The following is a 19666-nucleotide window of genomic DNA, read 5'->3' on the forward strand; positions in this document are numbered from 1 at the left end:
AACTATTAACTGATAACGGTTTAACGGTTCTTCACTAATACACCTTGCCCCAAATGATACGCAACATGGCTTGTGCGATTGAGTAAAACACTCAGTTTGTTCCGATAGGGTTCTTTCGCAAAGTCTTCATCCGTCATGCGTGTGTGGCGCTTGAACCAATCGGATGGCGATACCGTGGCAAAACGTTCTGCCAATGTTTTGTTCACTTCATGCCAGGCAGCTCTTACTTCGTGTACCGAAGGCGCAGCCACTGCTTTATCGGGGGACTTCAGGAAGATCTCATCATACAATGGATACTGTCGGTCGCCAAGTCCGAGTATCGTGTTCATCGCATCGTGCACGGCTGCGAGGTGTCCAATCAGGTATATAACGCGGTTCTTTCCGGGCGCAATCTCTTGCAAAAGTTGTTCGTCCGTTAATGCATTGAACAATTGGTCGGCACGTTTGATTTGGGTTTCCCAGGCTTGCAACGCCATGGTCACAATAAGTTGCTCTTGATTCATGGTGGTATAAAATGATTTGTTCTGCTAACACAGATTCCATTCGTTTCGTGCAGTGTCTCCCGAAATTTATGCATTAAGTTTTATGCGCTGTCTGTTATCAACCATAACATTTTGATTCATGTGATTCACTTTCAGGCGTGTACCAGATACCCGTATTTCCTATTATTGTATATGGAACTTCGCTCCTTTCTCCTGGGTGGCAGTATAGCCGTTACCGCGCTGTTCGCTTCCGCTTTCTGTACCCGGCATGTCACCGCTCCTGTTGTTGATACTATTCCGGCGGATTCCGGTATATCTCCGGTTACGTTTAAACAACCTCCGCAGCAGTATGGTATACGTTGCTGGTGGTGGTGGCTGAATGGCAATGTTACAAAAGAAGCTATTACCCGCGACCTTGAAGAAATGAAGCGGAAGGGATTCAGTGGTGCCTGTATTGTGGATGCCGGCGGACAAAATCAGCAAGGCAACGGCGATGTTCCGGAAGGCCCTATGTTTGGTACCACAACCTGGCGCGAACTCTTTGTACATGCCGTACAGGAAGCACACCGGCTCGGCCTTGTACTCAGCGTGAGTATACAAAGCGGCTGGAACCTGGGGGGACCTGATGTAACACCGGAAGAAGCCACCAAACACATTACCTGGTCAGAAGCCACAGTAGCCGGCCCGTTAAAAACTCCGCTTACACTTCCTTTGCCTCCGGTGCATGATAATTACTATAAAGATATCGTGGTGCTGGCTTTTCCGAAGAAAAAAATTTCAGCCGACCGACCTGCCATCCGCGATCTGGCGGTAAAAGCAGCTTTCAAAGAAGGCAATCGTTCAGGTTTTGATACTGAAAAATTACTCGAAGATGTAGCTGCCTCTCCGGGAGAAGAAGATGTTTTAGCTGAAGATATAGTAGTAATACCCGGTAAACCGGATGACGCGGGAAAGATATACTGGCAAGTGCCGGCTGGCGAATGGACCGTTATGCGTTTTGGTTATACAACGAGCGGGGCCGAAGTTTCCACGGCCAGCGGTAAATGGCAGGGTCGTGTGATCGACTATATGAATGCAGTATATTTTAACCGATACTGGAATACACATGTTGAGCCTTTGCTGAAATCCATCGGCCCGCTGGCAGGTACCACACTTCGTTATTTGCAAACGGATAGTTGGGAATGTGGCGGCATTAACTGGTCGGATAATTTCGCTGCAGAGTTTAAGAACCGCAGAGGATACGATCTATCCGTATACCTGCCCATTGTAGCCGGCAAGATTGTGGGCGATCGAAAGACAAGCAACGCATTTCTGGCAGACTTCCGCAAAACGATTGGTGAATGTATTGCCGATAATCACTATCGCATCTTTGCCGAACGTGCTGCGCAACATGGCATCGGTATACAACCGGAATCAGCAGGGCCGCATGCGGGGCCGTTGGATGGATTGAAGAATTATAGCTTCAGCGAAATTATGATGAGTGAATTCTGGTCGCCTTCACCACATCGTGCCCATATAGAAGACCGCTACTTTGTAAAGCAGGCATCCAGCGCCGCGCACATCTATAACAAAACACTGGTAGGTGCAGAATCTTTCACAACCATAGGCCGCCATTGGAACGATGTGCCATGGGCTACCATGAAGCCAGCGTTTGATCACGAAGTGTGCTCGGGCCTGAATCTGGTTCACCTCCACACCTTCACATGCTCGCCGAAAGAGATGGGATTACCAGGACAGGAATATTTTGCCGGCACACACATCAATCCCAATATAACCTGGTGGGAATTATCAACGGCATTCTTTGATTACCTGAAACGGTGCCAGTATATACAACAGCAACCGGGCACTACGGTAACCGATATACTATATTATTACGGCGATCATGTACCCAACATCGGCCACTTGAAAGAATATGATCCGGCAAAGATTCTTCCCGGTTACGATTATGATCTTATCAACGAAGATCGCCTGCTCTCCCTGCAAGTTAATGATGGCAAACTTGTTTTACCGCACGGCGTTACCTACCGCATGCTGGTATTGCCGGAAACAAAAATACTTTCGCTGGCAGCCCTTCAGAAAGTCCATGAACTTGTGCAGGCCGGTGCTCTTGTTATCGGTTTCAAACCTGAACACCTGGTTAGCCTGTCAGCGTATCCACAGAGTTATACTATATTTCAGCGCTATGCCGATGAATTGTGGGGAAACATACCGGCCGCAACCGGAGAACGTAAGCATGGCAAAGGTACTGTTATCTGGGGAAAGCCGGTTCGCGCAGTATTGGAGGCAGCAGGCATTGCTCCCGATTTTGAAGTGGTAGCAGCACATCATCAGTATGATTATATACATCGCATCGTACAGAAACAGGATATATATTTTGTAAGCAGCCAGCATGAAACGGAGACCTCCGGAGAATTTGCTTTCCGTATAACCGGCAGGCAACCCGAGCTTTGGAATGCTGTTACGGGCGAAGTTATACCTGCCAGAGCCTTCCGCCAGGAGAACGGCAAAACGATTATTCCACTCCATTTCGATCCGTATGGTTCTATATTTGTCGTGTTCCGAAAACCGATATCGGTACAACAGCAAGGTTCATCAACTTCAAACACTGCAATTTATACAGCTATAGTATCGCTCACAGGGTCGTGGCAAGTATTGTTTGATTCCGCAAAAGGTGCTCCCGCCAGCGTCATCTTTCCGGAACTCGGCAGTTGGACCGCAAACCCTGAGCTTGCCAACTATTCCGGCAAAGCCATCTACACGATAACGTTCGATGTGCCCACGCGCAAAAAGAATCAACGCTATTGTATAGCCCTCAACAATGTGCAGGATATAGGCATAGCAGAAGTAAAATTGAATGGTAAAAACATGGGTACAACATGGACCCCACCATTTCAGTTAGAGATTACAGCGGCACTGAAAGACAAAAAGAATATATTGCAGATTACGGTGATTAATTCATGGCGTAACAGGTTAGTGGGCGATCGGTCCCTGCCCCCAGAGAGGCGCCATACTAAAACCAACATCACCCTGAAGCCTGAGTGGACGTTGCTTGAAGCGGGCTTGCTTGGTCCGGTGCAGATTCAAAATATGGAGCGCTAAATACTCCACACCCTGTACATACCGGATATAGCTTTAGCCTATGCCTTGTATACACTACAGTAATTTGCGTTACTACCTCGTTTTTGATGACCATTGGGCCACTTTAATCGTTCAGAATTCCTTCAGAATCGATAACTTCTTTTGGTAAGTTATTGGTTTAATCGATGCTTAACAGACTCCCCCGAACAGCCTTTCTGAAAAGAACTGTTCAAAGCCGTTTCGGCATAATCCTACTGCTGATCACCCTGCTCGTAGCGATCTCTATGCTCACGCGGCTCGTTTTCTTCATTTATTCGTTTAGCAATGTAGAAGTTACACTTCTAAATCTGGCCGGAATACTGCTGTTCGGTTTGTTCTACGACCTGGTCAATGCCAGTTATTTTATCATTCCATTTGTATTATATGTGTGGCTTGTTCCACAGCGGGTGTATAGCAAGGCATGGCATCGCCCTGTACTATACACATTATTCTCCATCGCAACGTTTATACTGTTGTTCAACGCCGTTGCTGAATGGTTCTTCTGGGATGAATTCAATACGCGTTACAATTTTATAGCAGTCGATTACCTGGTATATACTACTGAAGTGCTGGGCAACATCCGCGAGTCCTATCCTATTGAATGGATCATTGCGGGGTTGATTATACTCTGCGGCGGCATTACGTATAGCATGCGAACGTTGCTGAATCAAACCAACACGGTTCCCATGCAATTTAAGCAACGCAGCATGGTAGCAATTCCGCTGTTGGCACTTCCGCTTCTTTTCTTCTTTACTGTAAATTCCAAATATCACCGGTTCAGTCTCAATACCTATACCAACGAACTGGCAGGCAACGGTATGTACGAACTGTTTGCAGCCTATATTAACAATGAGCTGAACTACGAGCAGTTCTATAAAAAGATTAACAACGAAGAGTCGTTTGCAGAAGTAAAGAACCTGTTGCATACACCGGAAACCCGGTATATATCCAACGCTCCCTTCGACATAGCACGCCAGGTACAACATACTGGCCCCGAGAAGAAACTCAACGTAGTGATGATCTCGGTAGAAAGCCTTAGTGCAGATTTTATGGCTGCGTTTGGCAACAAGCAAAACATTACGCCATTCCTTGATTCACTTTCACAGCACAGTTTATTCTTTACCCATTTATACGCTACCGGCACACGTACCGTGCGCGGCCTGGAAGCATTGTCGCTGTGTGTACCGCCTACTCCGGGGCAGTCGATCGTGCGAAGACCCCGCAACGAACATCTCTTTACCTTGGGCAAGGTATTCGGAGAAAAGGGTTACGATAGCAAATTCATTTACGGTGGCTATGGATATTTTGACAACATGGGCTATTATTTTTCCAACAATGAATATGATGTGATTGATCGCGATGCGTTGAAAGATGAAGAGATCGATTATGAAAATATCTGGGGTGTTGCCGATGAAAATCTCTTCACACTGGCCGAGCGTGAGATTAAGAAGACAATCGCTTCCGGTAAGCCCGTCTTTACCCACATCATGACTACATCGAATCACCGTCCGTTCACCTATCCTGACGGTCGCATCGATATACCGTCACACACCAGTCGTGAAGGCGCTGTAAAATATACAGACTACGCCATTGGCAAGTTCATCAAATCGTGCGCAACGAAGAAGTGGTTCAGCAACACTATATTTGTTATTGTGGCAGACCATTGTGCATCAAGCGCTGGTAAAACAGAATTGCCGATCAACAAATATCATATTCCGTTGCTGATCTACTCTCCGGCAAACATTCAGCCGCAACACATGGACAGGCTGATGAGCCAGATAGACCTGGGGCCTACATTGCTTGGCCTGCTCAACTTTTCGTATACCAGCAAGTTCTACGGCTACGATATATTTTCGCTGGAGCCTGGCCGCGAACGGGTATTTATCAGCACCTACCAAAGCCTGGGTTTTGTACGCAACAACAAACTGGTAGTATTGCTGCCTCAACAGAAACTGGAAACTTACCAGTTGAATCTTACCGATGATTCCATGCTGCCGACAGCAGAAGATAAAGCGCTGACACAGGAAGCCATTGCCTGGTATCAATCGGCCAGCTATGCTTTCCGCGAAGGCCTGATGCGATAGGCGCACTTCAACACTATATTTTTGTATATATATTTTTCAGCACCAGGGGAAATACGGAATGTCTTCAGAATGCTATTCTAACTTGATAGCAGATAAATGAAAAAGACATGAAGCTATCTCCCGTTTTGCTTACGAGTACTCTTGCCGTTGGAGTATTATGCTGCGGGCATCACCACAAAGCGAAGATTCCCGCCGGCGCACGCCAAACGCTTCACACTTTATATCCGAAAGTATCCAGAGCTTCCTGGAAAATTGAAGACGGCAACTACGAAGCAAGCTTTCACTATGAAGGGAAAGAAGCTTCGCTGGTATTAACAGCCGATGGTGTATTACTTGAAAAAGAAATTGAAATACCCCGCTCAGCATTACCTGCAGCCGTATTGACTATACTCCGACAAGACTATGCCGACTATACTTTAGAAGAAGCGGCTATCCTGGAATCGGATGGCGTTGTGCGCTATGAAGCTGAAGTGGAAGATGAGGATCACAAAATCGATCTCATTTTCGATGCCGATGGTCATCTGTATAAGAAGGAAGAAAAAGAAAGAGACGAAGATTAACAGTTCCAGATTACGCATCACTATGAAATACCTGACTATCATTCTCCTCCTGCTGCCATGCCTTTGTCGCGCACAGTATAACTCGCACGAGAAGAAGAACGAAGTAATTGATCTGCACCTGCCTGTTAACCAACCTGCAACTTTGCACAAGAACGCGTGGCTACGCGCTGCCGAGGTACCGGCAGTTTTGGTTGGATTAGGAATCTATAGCTGGAAGAGCACCAAGATCATTAACCGCATGGAGATACGCGAAGAACGAAATGAATATATGCCGCATTTCAAACATAACGCGGATAATTACTTGCAATTTGCTCCGGCCCTGGCTGTATATGGATTGAATGCATTGGGTATACAGGGTAAAAATACCTTTGCCAATCGCACCGCTATACTGGTAAAAACACAGCTGATACTGGTGGCCATTACATATCCATTAAAGAGAATCACACATGTACCCCGCCCGGATACCGGGCAGCCAACGTCCTTTCCATCCGGTCATACGGCAGAAGCCTTTGCCGCGGCCACATTTCTCGCGAAGGAATATGGCGACCAAAGTATATGGTATGCCGTGGGTGGTTATACCGCCGCTACCGGTATTGGGGTGATGCGTATACTGAATAATAGACATTGGATATCGGATGTGCTGGCCGGTGCCGGCATCGGAATACTATCGACCAACATTGCTTATCTGACGCACCGGTATAAATGGGGTAACAAACAACACAAAGCGCTGGTGATGCCAACATATTCCGGCGGAGCATCGGCCGGTGTATACATGAGCTACCGTTTGAATTGAACTTGCAGCCTTCGCAAAAAAGATACCTAACACACAGATGCTGATACCCTATTTATATTATAATAGAGTGAGTCAATTGGAGGATATATCCGGGCGTGGCAACCGCTGACCGCAAGCAATACGGTATGAGTACAAAGTATTTTTTCAAGTTCATAAACCGCCGTTACGGTCATAAAATCAACTTTTTTGTTGATAATGTACCTTCCCGGTCAAAGAATTCAATTTTTTTCGAAGCAGATATATTATCTTTATCTAAAATTAGATCACAAGCTCACTTAATTCACAACATAGCGGTTCTACTCTACTTCTAACTTGTACTTATTTTATCCTCACCGGAGAGGTTTAAACGAGCTATGAAATACCGTCTGTTCACTATTTTTGTTGCGATTACGTTTATCTGCAAGCCTTGCTTTTCGCAAATCAATCAGCATGCGCACGAGAAAATTGACCTCGCTATTGCTGCTGAAGCTCCAAAAAAGAAAAATGCGTTGTTACATGCTGTAAAAATACCCGTTACGCTGATAGGCCTGGGTATATATGCTACAGCCGAACATAACGTGATAAACCGGTATGAGATACGCGAAGAGCGTAACGAACACATGCCGCATTTTCACTGCCCGCTCGATAATTATATGATGCATGTGCCCGTATTGGCAGTATACGGCTTGAATATAGCCGGTGTAAAGGGCAAGCATGATTTCAGAAACAGAACGCTCCTGCTTGTAAAATCGGAGATGATTATGGCTGCCTTAACATTTTCCGTGAAGAAATTTACCCACGTTGAGCGTCCGGATGATAGTAATAACTTCTCCTTCCCTTCCGGCCATACAGCACAAGCTTTTGCTACCGCTACTTTTATGGCGAAAGAATATGGAGACGAAAGTATATGGTATAGCGTGGGTGCCTACACCATGGCTACCACGGTGGGGGTGATGCGCATTCTGAACAACCGCCATTGGATATCAGATGTACTGGCAGGTGCCGGTATAGGTATACTCTCCACTAACCTTGCCTACCTGACGCACAAATACAGGTGGAAAAACAAGAACAGCGACCTTACGGTTATCCCTACCTATAACAATGGCCCGGGTATATATCTTGGTTATACGCTGCACTAGTATCCGGCATCAACATCAAATAAGCGCCAATTCTTTTTAAGAGCTGGCGTTTTTTTGTTTCCGTCAGAATTACACAGAAGTTAAAATGCAAGTCAGGAAGTCTGAAGAGTTCTCTGCCATGCCCGTTACTCATATTCTGGTAAGCCAGCAGCCAGCTTTCAGCCATCTGACCGGCTGCCAAACAAAATTTGAAATTAGGTTTACAATGCTTAACTTCATCTTGTTCGCGCCCCGTTAGCCAACAAGTTATTTGTTTGAATGCTATATTCGTAAACTCCGATGATGATGAAAGTACTGCTGGTAGATGACGACCAGATCTCCAATTTACTCAATAAGAAAACCCTGCAGCGTGTGGGTATGGTTAACGAAGTGCATACTGCATTAAATGGAGAAGAAGCGATCACTCTACTGAATGATTACTTTCAAGGGTCGCTTCCCATGCCTGATATCATTTTACTGGACCTGAACATGCCCATTATGGATGGGTTCAGCTTTATAGAGGCCTTCAACAAATTACAGTTACCCGATAAGGATAAGGTGAGGATCATCATCGTTACCTCCTCACAAAGCCCAACAGATATTGACCGGGCAAAATCGCTCGGTATAGTACATTTTCTTACGAAGCCAATAACCGAGAACAGCCTCCGGATAGCTTTGGAAGGATAAAATGAGACCTGTTTTTCTCATATCCGGACACTTTTTCAACATACCTCACCCTATATCTGCCCCACGACAGGCCTTGAACCTATAATGGCAACATAGTATATGTCCCCCAGGCAACCCCACGGCCATGCGCTTGTATACCCCTAATCTTTGTTATAACAAGCTGTCAATATCCCTATAAATGGGTATATAGCAAGTGCCTGAGCTGATATTTACCCCCATATTGATGGGTATAGCCCGCCAGAATGATAGCATTTCGAGGTATAAACGGCCAGCAAAGCAGTATATTTCTAATATATATTTAATCGGGAGGGCGCGTATAGCGGGTACCGTATACCTATATTTAAGCCGTAGTTATATCCATGTGACCGTATATCCTATAAAAAGTGTATATTTACGCAGGATTTAACCGACATTTGTACGAGCACCTATAGATTGGTCATGCATAATATGAAATATAGCCCTACATGGAGACATAATTTTATACTCTTTGCTGGCATAATTATTTCATTATCCATACAAATCAGTATAATTGCACTATCTTTTAGTATTTAGTTTATATTTTTTAACAAAAAACCAGAAACATGGCAAAGAAAAAACTCCCAGAAAACCACGGTAAATTAGTTACCAAAAAAGAATTAGCGGAAATCAAGAAGCTTGTTAAGTCAGGTAACAATTCCACTAAAGTTGCTAAGCAAATTGGCCGTACTCTTGGCTCACTGCGCAAAATTGCGTTCGATAACCAAATTTCGCTGCGCGTTAAGAAGGCAAAGTGATGATATGAGATCAGTCATGATCTCATCAGAACGTGTGTATTGTTAAGGCAATACATGTTCGTAGCCCTGCGCTGTATACCAGTGCAGGGCTTCACATTTATAGACTCCGAAGCTCTGTTAAAGTGCTGTTGAAGGCTGGATCACCTGCAGGCGGTCGCGCTCTACGGCAATAACACTTCTGCCGGGCATCTCTACACTATACATGGTTTTGGAACGATTGACGGGCTTTACGATCACTACTACGGTTTTGCCGTCCAACAAATATTGACGGCCTGTTTCTAATTCCTGAATCATCTTCTTACTACTAATCTTGTCTAAAAGGTCTCACACAACATGAATTGCCCACCCGGGCGTATTTATTTAAAAATTAAGAGGCGTAAATATACTTCTTTAACAGGCGATCAATCTCCCGGTAGAACAACTTATTATGCTCTTCGGCAAATTCCATACTGCCCGTCTGGTTAAAATTACGGATGATAGGCTCATATAGCTCAATATCTACGGTATCCTGAAGCATGTTCTTCAGATCGCGCTTAATGAACTGGATCTTTACAACCGACAGTTCCACTAATCTATATTGCTTTGCTACGTATGCCACAAGGTTTCGTTCGTCCAGGAAATCTTTTATCAGCTCATTTCTGTATCGGCGAATCAGGTCTGCTATATCTGTTGGCGACTGTGCTTGTGCCGGAGTGAATTTGTTCTGTTCCTGCATGGAGCTGTAAAAGTAAAACTATTCGCTGACCTTTACGGGTCTTTTATTCAAAATCATTATATCCGGTTGGTATTCAGAACAAAAATTTTCGCTTCCAGCTTTCTTGTAGGCCTTCTAACAACAGTTAGGCAATGTTATGGCTGGTTTCTGTTCCCTTGCCAGCACCGGTTTTAATCATACAGCAAGAGCCGCGGAAAGGTTCATCATGTTGAGTAATCACTTCCTCTTATTTGAAGTGAGCTGTACACATCTGCCGGTTTTAAGTTTAACTTTTTTGCAATATCAGAAGATGCAACTTGTCTGTCAAAATCAATCCAGTAACACAAGCTTATAAGTTCCATCATAACAGCGCCCTACGTCTGCGCCTAATCCCACGAAAAGGGGAATTTATACATTACCACTAATCATTCTAACTACGTTGTTCTTCATGTAGGGATTTAGCGAATAGCTTCTACTCCTTCCCTGGTTATCTTCACCGGCTTGATATAGCCCTGCTCATCGAAATACATTCTATCGATGCAGGTTACGCGATGATCGGGATGCGTCTCATCCAGCGGGCGTCTGTGGTATATGATATACCAGTGATCGGTTCCCGGTACCTGTAATACGGAATGATGCCCCGCTCCGGTCGCCACGGCCGGATCCTGCTGTAATATCTTCCCGATACGCCTGAATGGTCCAAACGGAGAATCTGCTATAGCATAAGCAACTGAATAATCAGGACCACCCCATCCCCCCTCCGACCACATGAAATAATACTTGCCGTCTTTGATGAACATGAACGGACCTTCTACATAACCTTCGGGTGTTACCTCTTTAAAGGTTGTTCCATCGGCGAAGGGTACAAAACCTGTAAAAGTATTGTTGAGCCGGGCTACGTTACAATGGCGCCATCCGCCATAAAAGATATAGTATGCACCATCTTTATCCTTGAATACAAACTGGTCGATGGGCTGTGCTCCGTTGTAAAATTTATCGATCAGCGGCCGGCCTGTCAAATCTTTGAAAGGCCCCTGCGGGCGATCGGCCACAGCCACACCTATACCACCCAACTCATGATCATTCTGGATGTCATTCGCGCCAAAGAAGATATAGTACTTCTTATTCTGCTCCACAACAGCCGGTGCCCACAGCGCACGCCTGGCCCATTTTACAGTGGCTGTGTCGAGTATACGCTCGTGTTTTGTCCAGTGAACAAGGTCTTTGGATGAAAAGGCATCGAAAAATACCTGCTTCTCATAACGCGCGGAATACGTTGGATATATCCAGTATTCCTTACCAAAGACGGCTACTTCCGGATCGGCATACCACCCTGGAAAAACAGGATTACCGGATTTTTTCTTTTGATCATTTTTAGATTGTGAAGAGGCGAAGGCCGTTGCAAACACAGCGACCAGCAGTATAGCTACTTTTTTTATCATGGGAGGTATAGGGTTATCAGAATTCCTCGGGCGATCGCTCAAACTGTTCTTCTCCAAGCACGATCACGGAATCGTTTTCCAGATCAACGGCAAAGGTGCACCACATGGTTTCTGCAGTATCCGTTGTAACGTCATCGCATGCAAAAAAGAACGACACACGATATCGCACCAGGAACATACCTTCTGTAGCTGACGTGAACCGCAGACTTTTTTCATCCACCTGCAAGCGTTCTACTTTTCCCTTGTCTGTATACCAGTATGCATCCACCATTTTCTGCAGCATCACCTGGTGCGCATATATAGACGCAAGGAATTCTGCTGAACGTGCTGCATTTTCTTCTTTTACGGCATGGGCCAATGCATCTGTCAGCTTCCATTGTATTTGTTCCTGCATACGTTGCTCTGAAATATACCTGGTGATGCCGGTTAATTTAATGACAATAGCCGCTAAATAAAAATGGGATGCTGTTAGCGGCACCCCATTTAATAGGAATGTTTGTATTGACGAATTTACCGGGAAAATACTTTTTTGAAATCAAGACCATCGGCTACCAGGTTGAAGCTTCGCGGCTTTCGTTCAATCGAAGAGCCGATTTGCGTTTTGCGCTCAAACTGACCTTGTCTGCCCATGGTAGATGTACCGGTGATTTGTGCTATCGCCTGGCTGAGCAGTGTTTCGCGCGTATCGCCCAGCGGATAAAGAAGTATACTGTTATCAGCATCATACAGATTCGGGGCAAACCCGGTAGAATAATCAGATTGCCCTAATGCATTGTATACTTTCAACACAATAGGCTGCATGCCCCAGGTATTCTTCGGGTCATTTTCTTCATACAATGATATCGACCCTACATTTTTTCCATACGTAGTATCGCCGATCATATATACCTGCATATACGGTTTGAGTGCGTTGATAACAAGCTCACTCGCAGATGCGGTTCTACCGCTGGTGAGCACATATACTCTGGCACCCTGCAGCATGGAACCTACATTGGAAGGTTTGGTAGTAAAGTGTGCCGTAAGATAAGACTCACCCAGCGTTGGATCGTTGATAATCTGTGTTTGCACAGAGTCGTTGTATTCACGTTTCAGAAACACGCTGTTGCTGGTAACACCAGTGCCTATAAGACTCGCCAGGTTATTGGCAGATGTTTCGGAGCCACCGCCGTTATAGCGCAGGTCGAGCACCAGATCGGTAATGCCTTTTGCTTTAAAGTCGGCAAATATCGATTCCATTTCATCATCGTATGCAGTGCTTTTGGAATCGGCACCGGTAGCAAAGAAATTATATACATAGTAACCGATAACGTGATTATCGGCTTCAATTGTTGTGTGCAAAAAATTCGGGTCCTCCTGATACTCTACTACGGAAAGAGATAGCGTTTTCTCGCTGTCAAATTGCTCTGTAGTAAGATTCAGCGGACGATAACGTATTGTATAGTCAGAACTTGTTGCCGATAGCAATGTCTGGTAATTAGATGTTGTCATCTGCGTATCATTGATGTGGGTAATAACATCCCCACGCTTCAATCCTGCCGTCTCCGCCGGTGACGATGGTTTGATATATACAATTTGTGCAATCACATTGTTGTTGGATGAGCTTTCGCGATAGAGCACATATTCATACCCTGCTTCTTTGCTCACGCCTTGCAATGAGTTTAACAAATCCTGGTAATTTTCCTGTATCCAGGAGAAACGATCGCCTGCGTATAACAATGATTTAAAGAAATCCTTCGGTGCCAGCGTAACGTTGGGCGAAGCAGGAATCTTGTCGTTCCAGTAATACCAGAACTTCATATTCTTTAATATCCAGTTATCAACATAAGAATTCCCGTTACTGGAGGTTGTTGAAGGTGTTACTTCATTATCATCTTTACACGCGCCCAGCCAAACGATCAACACCATCCCCAGCACCCAGCGGGTTGATGGAAAACGAAATATACTACTCATGGTTTCACAAAGTATTTCTTGTGTAAAGTAACGCTTCATACATTAAATTGATTGCACTGGCAGTTGTGTTTGGTCTCGGAAATATGCAACATAGTCGATGAAAAGGCTGCAGCTACTGGAAAGTAAAATGCAAGTCCGAAAGAATGGATTCCCACTCACACTCATAATTCACTCTCACACCTCTAGCAGCCAGAAGCCAGCAACTCGAAGCTAAATACAGATATCTCACTGATCGCACTGATAAACGCAGATTAAAATTAAAACCGAGCAGCAGCTTATAGCCATTTAAAATTTCTTCCTGCTATCATACGCCAACCCCAGCCCTACGCTTGAGAGTTTGTTTTCGCCGGCAATGGATGCGTTGGGAAATAGGTTTTTAAATTCGGATTGAATGAGTGGTACTTCCGTAGAACCACCGGTGAGAATAACGAGGTCTATATCATCTTTGGTAACCTGGGCATCTTGCAGACACTGCTTTACCGACTGGAGAATCTTTTGCACTTCTTCCCGAATGGATTCTTCAAACTGCCCGCGACTGATGGGTATGCTCAATCCTTCTTCCAGAAATCCGAATGGTGCGTGATATAGCTGCTCGGAGGTCAGCGCTATCTTGGTATCTTCTGCACCCGCCAGAATGGCGTGGCCAGTCTCCTGCTCCAATACCTGCACAAGGCGGTTGAATCGCTTGCGATCGTGCGAGCTGTTCAGCAGCTGGCGCATCTGTGTAAGGATTTTGGGGGTGTATAGAAAATTTACTTTACTCCATTCGGCCAGATCGTGGTAAGGCTTTAGCGGCACTTCCAGGTATTTTTCACCGTATGTACTTTTATACCCGATCTCTGGCATGATAGCCGCGAGACTCAGCTCTTTGTCAAAATCATTTCCGCCAATGCGCACACCGGTATTGGCCAATATATCCGATGTACGATCTATCGTATGGATGGCTTGATGGGACAATCGAATTACAGTAAAATCGGATGTACCACCACCAAGATCGGCTACGATGGCGAGCTTTTCTTCCATGAGTTTTACTTCATGTGCAAAGGCGGCAGCAATGGGTTCGAACTGAAACGATATATTTTTAAATCCAACACTTTGTGCTATCGCTTTCAACTCCTCTTCTGCACGACTGTCGGCTCCCGGGTCATTATCTACAAAATGAACCGGGCGTCCCATCACTACATTTTGGATTTCATGACCGGTGTGGTCATCTGCTTTTCTCTTGAGGTTGCGAAGAAACGAAGCGATGATCCGATCGAATTTCATCAGCCTGCCGTTAACAATGGTTCCCTGTTTCATCAGCGAAGTGCCGAGCACGCGTTTGAGGCTGCGCATGAAACGCCCCGACTCACGATCGAGAAATAAGTTGACAGCCTCACGTCCATAATGTGGCGTGTTGGTAGCTTCGTCAAAAAATATCGCGCTCGGTATAGTAACATGGCTCCCTTCTACGGGGACAAGAGCAACTACATCGTTATCGGCTATAGCTACACTGGAGTTAGAAGTACCAAAATCTATTCCGCAGGAAATTTCTCCCATCGTAGTGTTTTGTTTTTCGGGGCGCAAATTGTATCAAGTATCTGGTTCTTCAAAATCTGCGCATACGAATAATCAACACATGTCAGATTGCTTTATTATTGAAAGTTGTCTGCTGTAAGCACGTGTGCTCGTCCAGTCAATCGAAGCAGCTGACAGAACTCATCGGGTGCAGGGAATTCCAATGGCAAAAAAAATGCAGTACATAAAATATAAACCGCCGGTTGAAATATAGTGTCGTCCTATTTCCGGCTGATGTTCCTGCAAACCAATCGTAAGGCAGATGTTTTATCAAATGCAGCTTTACTGGGACTTACATCGCGCAAGTACCGGAGATGCTATGAAGAGCGGCATTACACCACAGCAAGCTACCAGCCTTAAGCCGCCAGAAAGGGGTAAGGGAGTGAGTGGTAAAAAAGAGAAAGTAATTCATTCTCTTTCGGACTTCGCGACTTCCGGACTTGCATTTTATCTCTGTGATGTGTGAGGTCTGCAGCAGATTTAAACTTTACCTTCAATGATCAATGATAAATAAAGATATATCTATTGGCATAGATTTTTAACACGTATGTTTAACCATGACTTGTTTCATATTTTCTACAATAACTTCAAATGGTTAAACATCATTCACGCATTTATATACCACGGTAGGGGTATACTAAAATATTTATTTATCAAAATAGTTAGCGAGCTATGTATTGCTATATATATTTTTCTATATTCGAACCATCTATTGCCTACAGGTAGGCAGGTTAGGATTAAAAGCCGATAACTCCAGACGGGATGTTATCGGTTTTTTCATTTAAGGCACTTGCTAAAACAATTGCGTATAGCCACGGCGTTATAAAGAACATGCTATTGATTCTTGGGTTGAATCAACTTTGCTACCAATCCCGTCCAACCGGTTTGATGCGTTGCCCCTACTCCTCTCCCGTTGTCGCCATGAAAGTATTCATAGAAGAAAATATAGTTGTTGAAGTCTGGCGCATTCTGTATAGCGGGATGATGACGGAAGACGGGGCGTTTGCCTTCACTATCTTTCGTAAATATTTTTATCAACCGTTCCGAGAGATCATCGGCAATTTCCATTAATGTGTGCATCTGACCGGAACCTGTAGGGTGTTCTATTTTAAAATCTTCACCATAATATTGATGGAAGCGCTGTAGCGATTCGATGAGCAGGTAGTTTACCGGAAACCATATAGGGCCACGCCAGTTGGAGTTACCACCAAACATACCGGAGTCGCTTTCGCCGGGAATATATTTTACGGTAAACTCACTGCCGTTGGTCTGAAAGCGGAACGGCACCTCTTCATATACTTTAGACAACGCTCTTATGCCATACGGTGACAAAAACTCTCTTTCATCCAGCATGCGTTTCAAGATACGCTTCATGCGATGCCCGCGCAACAACGACAGCAGGTGTCTTTGCTTACGGCCTTTATCTACCCAGCGTGATATAAGGTTGGCCAGGTCAGGTCTGTATTTCAGAAACCATTCAAGGCGTTCGGTAAATTCAGGATTGGATTCGAACACTTCTTCATCCAGAATCTCCACAGCAAAGAGCGGTATCAATCCCACCATCGAGCGCACTTTCATGCGAATACTCCGGTTGTCGGATGTTTGCAGTACATCGTAGAAAAACTCATCTTCATCATCCCACAGGTTTATACCTTCATTACCAATGTTGGTCATCGCTCCCGCGATATACAGGAAGTGTTCAAAAAACTTTGTGGCCAGACTCTGGTAAGTAGGATTTTCTTTGGCCAGCTCAAGCGACAAGCGCAGCATGTTCAACGTAAACATAGCCATCCAGCTTGTGCCGTCCGATTGCTCTATAAACTCCCCCGGAGCCAGTGGCGCACTGCGATCGAATACACCAATATTGTCCATCCCCAAAAATCCTCCCTGGAAAATGTTATTGCCACCGTGGTCTTTCTTGTTTACCCACCACGTGAAGTTCAGCAGCAGCTTATGAAATACTTCTTCCAGAAACTTGCGATCGCCTTTGCCTCGTTGCTTCTCATCGATTTTATATACCCGATGGGTTGCCCAGGCATGCACGGGAGGGTTTACATCGCTGAACGACCATTCATACGCAGGAAGCTGTCCGTTGGGATGCATATACCACTCCTTCGTAAGCAGCAGCAACTGATGTTTGGCAAACTCGGCATCGACCAATGCCAATGGTATAGTATGGAACGCAAGGTCCCATGCCGCATACCAGGGATATTCCCATTTATCCGGCATCGAAATGATATCGGCATTGTTGAGATGAGGCCAGTCATGATTTCTCCCCTTCTTGCGCTGTGCCGGAGGTATGGGCTGACCGGGATCTCCATTGAGCCACTTGGTTACATCATAGTAATAAAACTGCTTGCTCCACAACATACCGGCAAATGCCTGTCGCTGTACATTCCTGCGATCTTCATCGTGAATATTCTGTTGTATCTCGCTATAAAATTCGTTTGCTTCAGCAACGCGCTTATCAACTATAGCTTCGAAATCCTTGAACGGTTTTGTGAGGAAGTTGCGCACCAGTCGTAACTGAAAGACAACGGTTCTTCCGGCATCGATGGTTACATCATAGTTCAACGCTACTTTCGTTCCGCGCGGAAAACGATTCACGGCAGTCTTCTTTCCATTAATAAGATACTCATGAATACCATCCTTGAATGTTCCTGACGATGCAACATTATAGAGCCGCGCCATGTTCGTTTCATTTTCGCAGAACAACGTTGCACAAGGACTTTCGGCGAAGAGGTAAAATTTTCCGAGGTCGGCATGATTGATCTGAATGATTCCGGTATCATCGAGATACATCTCGGGCATCTTTACACTTTTATCCCATCGCCAGGTATTTCTGAACCACAGCTGCGGAAGTATATGAAGCGGTGCCGCCTTCGGCCCCATGTTGCGCACAGTAATGCGGATCAGTATATCTTCAGCATCGGCTTTGGCGTATTCGATAAAAACATCGAAGTATTTATGTTCGTCAAATATACCAGTATCCATGAGCTCGAACTCAGGATCGTTGCGTGTTCTCTTTTTATTCTCTTCGCGTAACTGCTCATACGGAAATGCTGCCTGCGGATATTTATACAGCATCTTCATATACGAGTGCGTTGGCGTGCTGTCGAGGTAGTAGTAATATTCCTTGCAATCTTCTGCATGATTACCTTCTTTACTCGTAAGACCAAAAAAGCGCTCTTTCAACATGGAGTCTTTCTTGTTCCAAAGGCCAAGCGAAAAACAAAGCAACTGCTCATCGTCCGAAATACCGCCTATACCCTCCTCTCCCCAGCGGTATGCTTTGCTTCTGGCTTCATCGTGCGATATACATCCCCAGGCATCACCGTCTGCACTATAATCTTCACGAACCGTGGCCCACTGGCGTTCTGTGAGGTAGGGCCCAAACTTCCGCCAGTTCTTTACTTTAGCATGGTCTTCTTCGAGTCGTGCTTTTTCTGAATTCATATTGAATAAAAAGTTTTAGCATTCAACGGTGGAGGTACCCGCTGATTGTCTCGTCATGGTTGCAAATGTATAGGAAAAGAATTCACCCGTTGTCTTCAAAGCCGGGATATAGCAGCATGCCACCATCTACAAACAAGGTTATTCCGTTAACATACTCAGCGTCATCAGACGCAAGCCATACCGCGGCCCTGCCTACATCTTCAGCTTCGCCAATGCGCTTGGCCGGGATAAGTTTTAACAATTGCTGATAAGCCTGTGGTGTCTGCCAGGCGGCATAATTAATGGGAGTGCGTATCGCTCCCGGCCCAATGCTGTTCACGCGTATTTTAAGTGGTGCATATTCCTGTGCAATGGTTTTCATCAACATCATAACGCCACCTTTCGAAGCCGCATAGTTGGCATGTCCTGCCCACGGAATAACTTCGTGCACCGAGCTCATGCAGATAATCTTTCCTGCCGATGCAGATCGCCCGGGTACAACGCCACGTCTCATAAATTCTTTAATCGCTTCACGCGCACATAGAAATTGTCCTGTAAGATTGATGCCGATCACGCGGTTCCATTGCTCTACCGACATCTCATGAAATTTTGCATCGCTTTGTAAACCCGCGTTGTTCACCAGTATATCTACAGTACCATAGTGGCTTATCGTTTCGCGAAACATATCCAGTACATCGGCTTCTTTGCCAACGTCGGCTTTGCATAGAAAGCCATCACCTCCCGCCTGTTTTATCTCATGTAATACCTCCTCTGCTTTTTCGACACTGCTTGCATAATTCACCACCACTAATGCACCTTCTGCTGCCAGTGCTTTGGCTACACCAGCACCAATACCCGAGCTCGCTCCTGTTACAATGGCCACCTGTCCCTGAAGTTTTTTATTTTTTGTTGTCATGCCTGGAATCATTTTTTAATGATTTACGACTATTCCGGCTTTTCTGCAAAACTGTTAGTCGTTATCAGTTAAACGTTAA

16 protein-coding genes are annotated in these 19666 nt (G+C 45.2%); 7 read left to right on the plus strand and 9 right to left on the minus strand.

The window, feature by feature from the left end:
- Positions 1–20 precede the first annotated feature (20 nt).
- Positions 21–503 (minus strand): DinB family protein, encoded by a 483-nt coding sequence (locus V7Q33_RS21130; protein ID WP_331979059.1) that lies wholly within the window; start codon positions 501–503, stop codon positions 21–23.
- Positions 504–674: 171 nt separating this feature from the next.
- Here V7Q33_RS21130 and V7Q33_RS21135 point away from each other — a divergent pair, with 171 nt between their 5' ends.
- The 7 genes from V7Q33_RS21135 to V7Q33_RS21165 all read left to right on the plus strand — a co-directional run bounded on the left by V7Q33_RS21135 (position 675) and on the right by V7Q33_RS21165 (position 9593).
- Entirely contained in the window at positions 675–3581 is a 2907-nt protein-coding gene (locus V7Q33_RS21135) for a glycosyl hydrolase (RefSeq protein ID WP_333821179.1), read from the plus strand.
- 164 nt (positions 3582–3745) lie between these two features.
- Positions 3746–5683 carry an LTA synthase family protein gene (locus tag V7Q33_RS21140; protein WP_333821180.1) on the plus strand — a complete coding sequence of 646 codons (1938 nt, stop codon included), beginning with the start codon at positions 3746–3748 and terminating at the stop codon, positions 5681–5683.
- A gap of 107 nt (positions 5684–5790) precedes the next feature.
- Positions 5791–6243, plus strand: coding sequence for a PepSY-like domain-containing protein (locus V7Q33_RS21145; protein ID WP_333821181.1), 453 nt, complete (start codon positions 5791–5793; stop codon positions 6241–6243).
- 22 nt (positions 6244–6265) lie between these two features.
- Entirely contained in the window at positions 6266–7036 is a 771-nt protein-coding gene (locus V7Q33_RS21150; RefSeq protein ID WP_333821182.1) for a phosphatase PAP2 family protein, read from the plus strand.
- Positions 7037–7389: 353 nt separating this feature from the next.
- Entirely contained in the window at positions 7390–8154 is a 765-nt protein-coding gene (locus tag V7Q33_RS21155) for a phosphatase PAP2 family protein (RefSeq protein ID WP_331983047.1), read from the plus strand.
- Positions 8155–8433: 279 nt separating this feature from the next.
- Positions 8434–8820, plus strand: coding sequence for a response regulator (locus tag V7Q33_RS21160; protein ID WP_331983049.1), 387 nt, complete (start codon positions 8434–8436; stop codon positions 8818–8820).
- 581 nt (positions 8821–9401) lie between these two features.
- On the plus strand, positions 9402–9593 hold the full coding sequence (locus tag V7Q33_RS21165) for a hypothetical protein (RefSeq protein ID WP_331983051.1): 192 nt from the start codon (positions 9402–9404) through the stop codon (positions 9591–9593).
- Between the two features lie 117 nt (positions 9594–9710).
- Here the strand turns inward: V7Q33_RS21165 and V7Q33_RS21170 are convergent, their stop codons facing one another.
- The 8 genes from V7Q33_RS21170 to V7Q33_RS21205 all read right to left on the minus strand — a co-directional run bounded on the left by V7Q33_RS21170 (position 9711) and on the right by V7Q33_RS21205 (position 19587).
- Complete coding sequence (locus V7Q33_RS21170; protein WP_331983053.1) at positions 9711–9887, minus strand: hypothetical protein; 177 nt, start codon at positions 9885–9887, stop codon at positions 9711–9713.
- Between the two features lie 73 nt (positions 9888–9960).
- Complete coding sequence (locus V7Q33_RS21175; RefSeq protein ID WP_331983055.1) at positions 9961–10308, minus strand: hypothetical protein; 348 nt, start codon at positions 10306–10308, stop codon at positions 9961–9963.
- A 437-nt stretch (positions 10309–10745) separates the two neighbouring features.
- Positions 10746–11729: a glycoside hydrolase family 43 protein gene (locus tag V7Q33_RS21180; RefSeq protein ID WP_333821183.1), complete on the minus strand. Its 984-nt coding sequence runs from the start codon at positions 11727–11729 to the stop codon at positions 10746–10748.
- A gap of 16 nt (positions 11730–11745) precedes the next feature.
- On the minus strand, positions 11746–12123 hold the full coding sequence (locus tag V7Q33_RS21185) for a hypothetical protein (protein ID WP_331983059.1): 378 nt from the start codon (positions 12121–12123) through the stop codon (positions 11746–11748).
- 116 nt (positions 12124–12239) lie between these two features.
- Positions 12240–13679, minus strand: coding sequence for a S41 family peptidase (locus V7Q33_RS21190; RefSeq protein ID WP_333821184.1), 1440 nt, complete (start codon positions 13677–13679; stop codon positions 12240–12242).
- Positions 13680–13964: 285 nt separating this feature from the next.
- Complete coding sequence (locus V7Q33_RS21195; RefSeq protein ID WP_331983063.1) at positions 13965–15218, minus strand: Hsp70 family protein; 1254 nt, start codon at positions 15216–15218, stop codon at positions 13965–13967.
- A gap of 852 nt (positions 15219–16070) precedes the next feature.
- On the minus strand, positions 16071–18692 hold the full coding sequence (locus V7Q33_RS21200; protein ID WP_333821185.1) for an MGH1-like glycoside hydrolase domain-containing protein: 2622 nt from the start codon (positions 18690–18692) through the stop codon (positions 16071–16073).
- 82 nt (positions 18693–18774) lie between these two features.
- Positions 18775–19587, minus strand: a complete 813-nt coding sequence (locus tag V7Q33_RS21205) for an SDR family oxidoreductase (protein ID WP_333821186.1) — start codon at positions 19585–19587, stop codon at positions 18775–18777.
- Between the last annotated feature and the right edge of the window lie 79 nt (positions 19588–19666).

Source organism: Ohtaekwangia sp., assembly GCF_036786105.1.
Classification (GTDB): domain Bacteria; phylum Bacteroidota; class Bacteroidia; order Cytophagales; family Cyclobacteriaceae; genus Ohtaekwangia.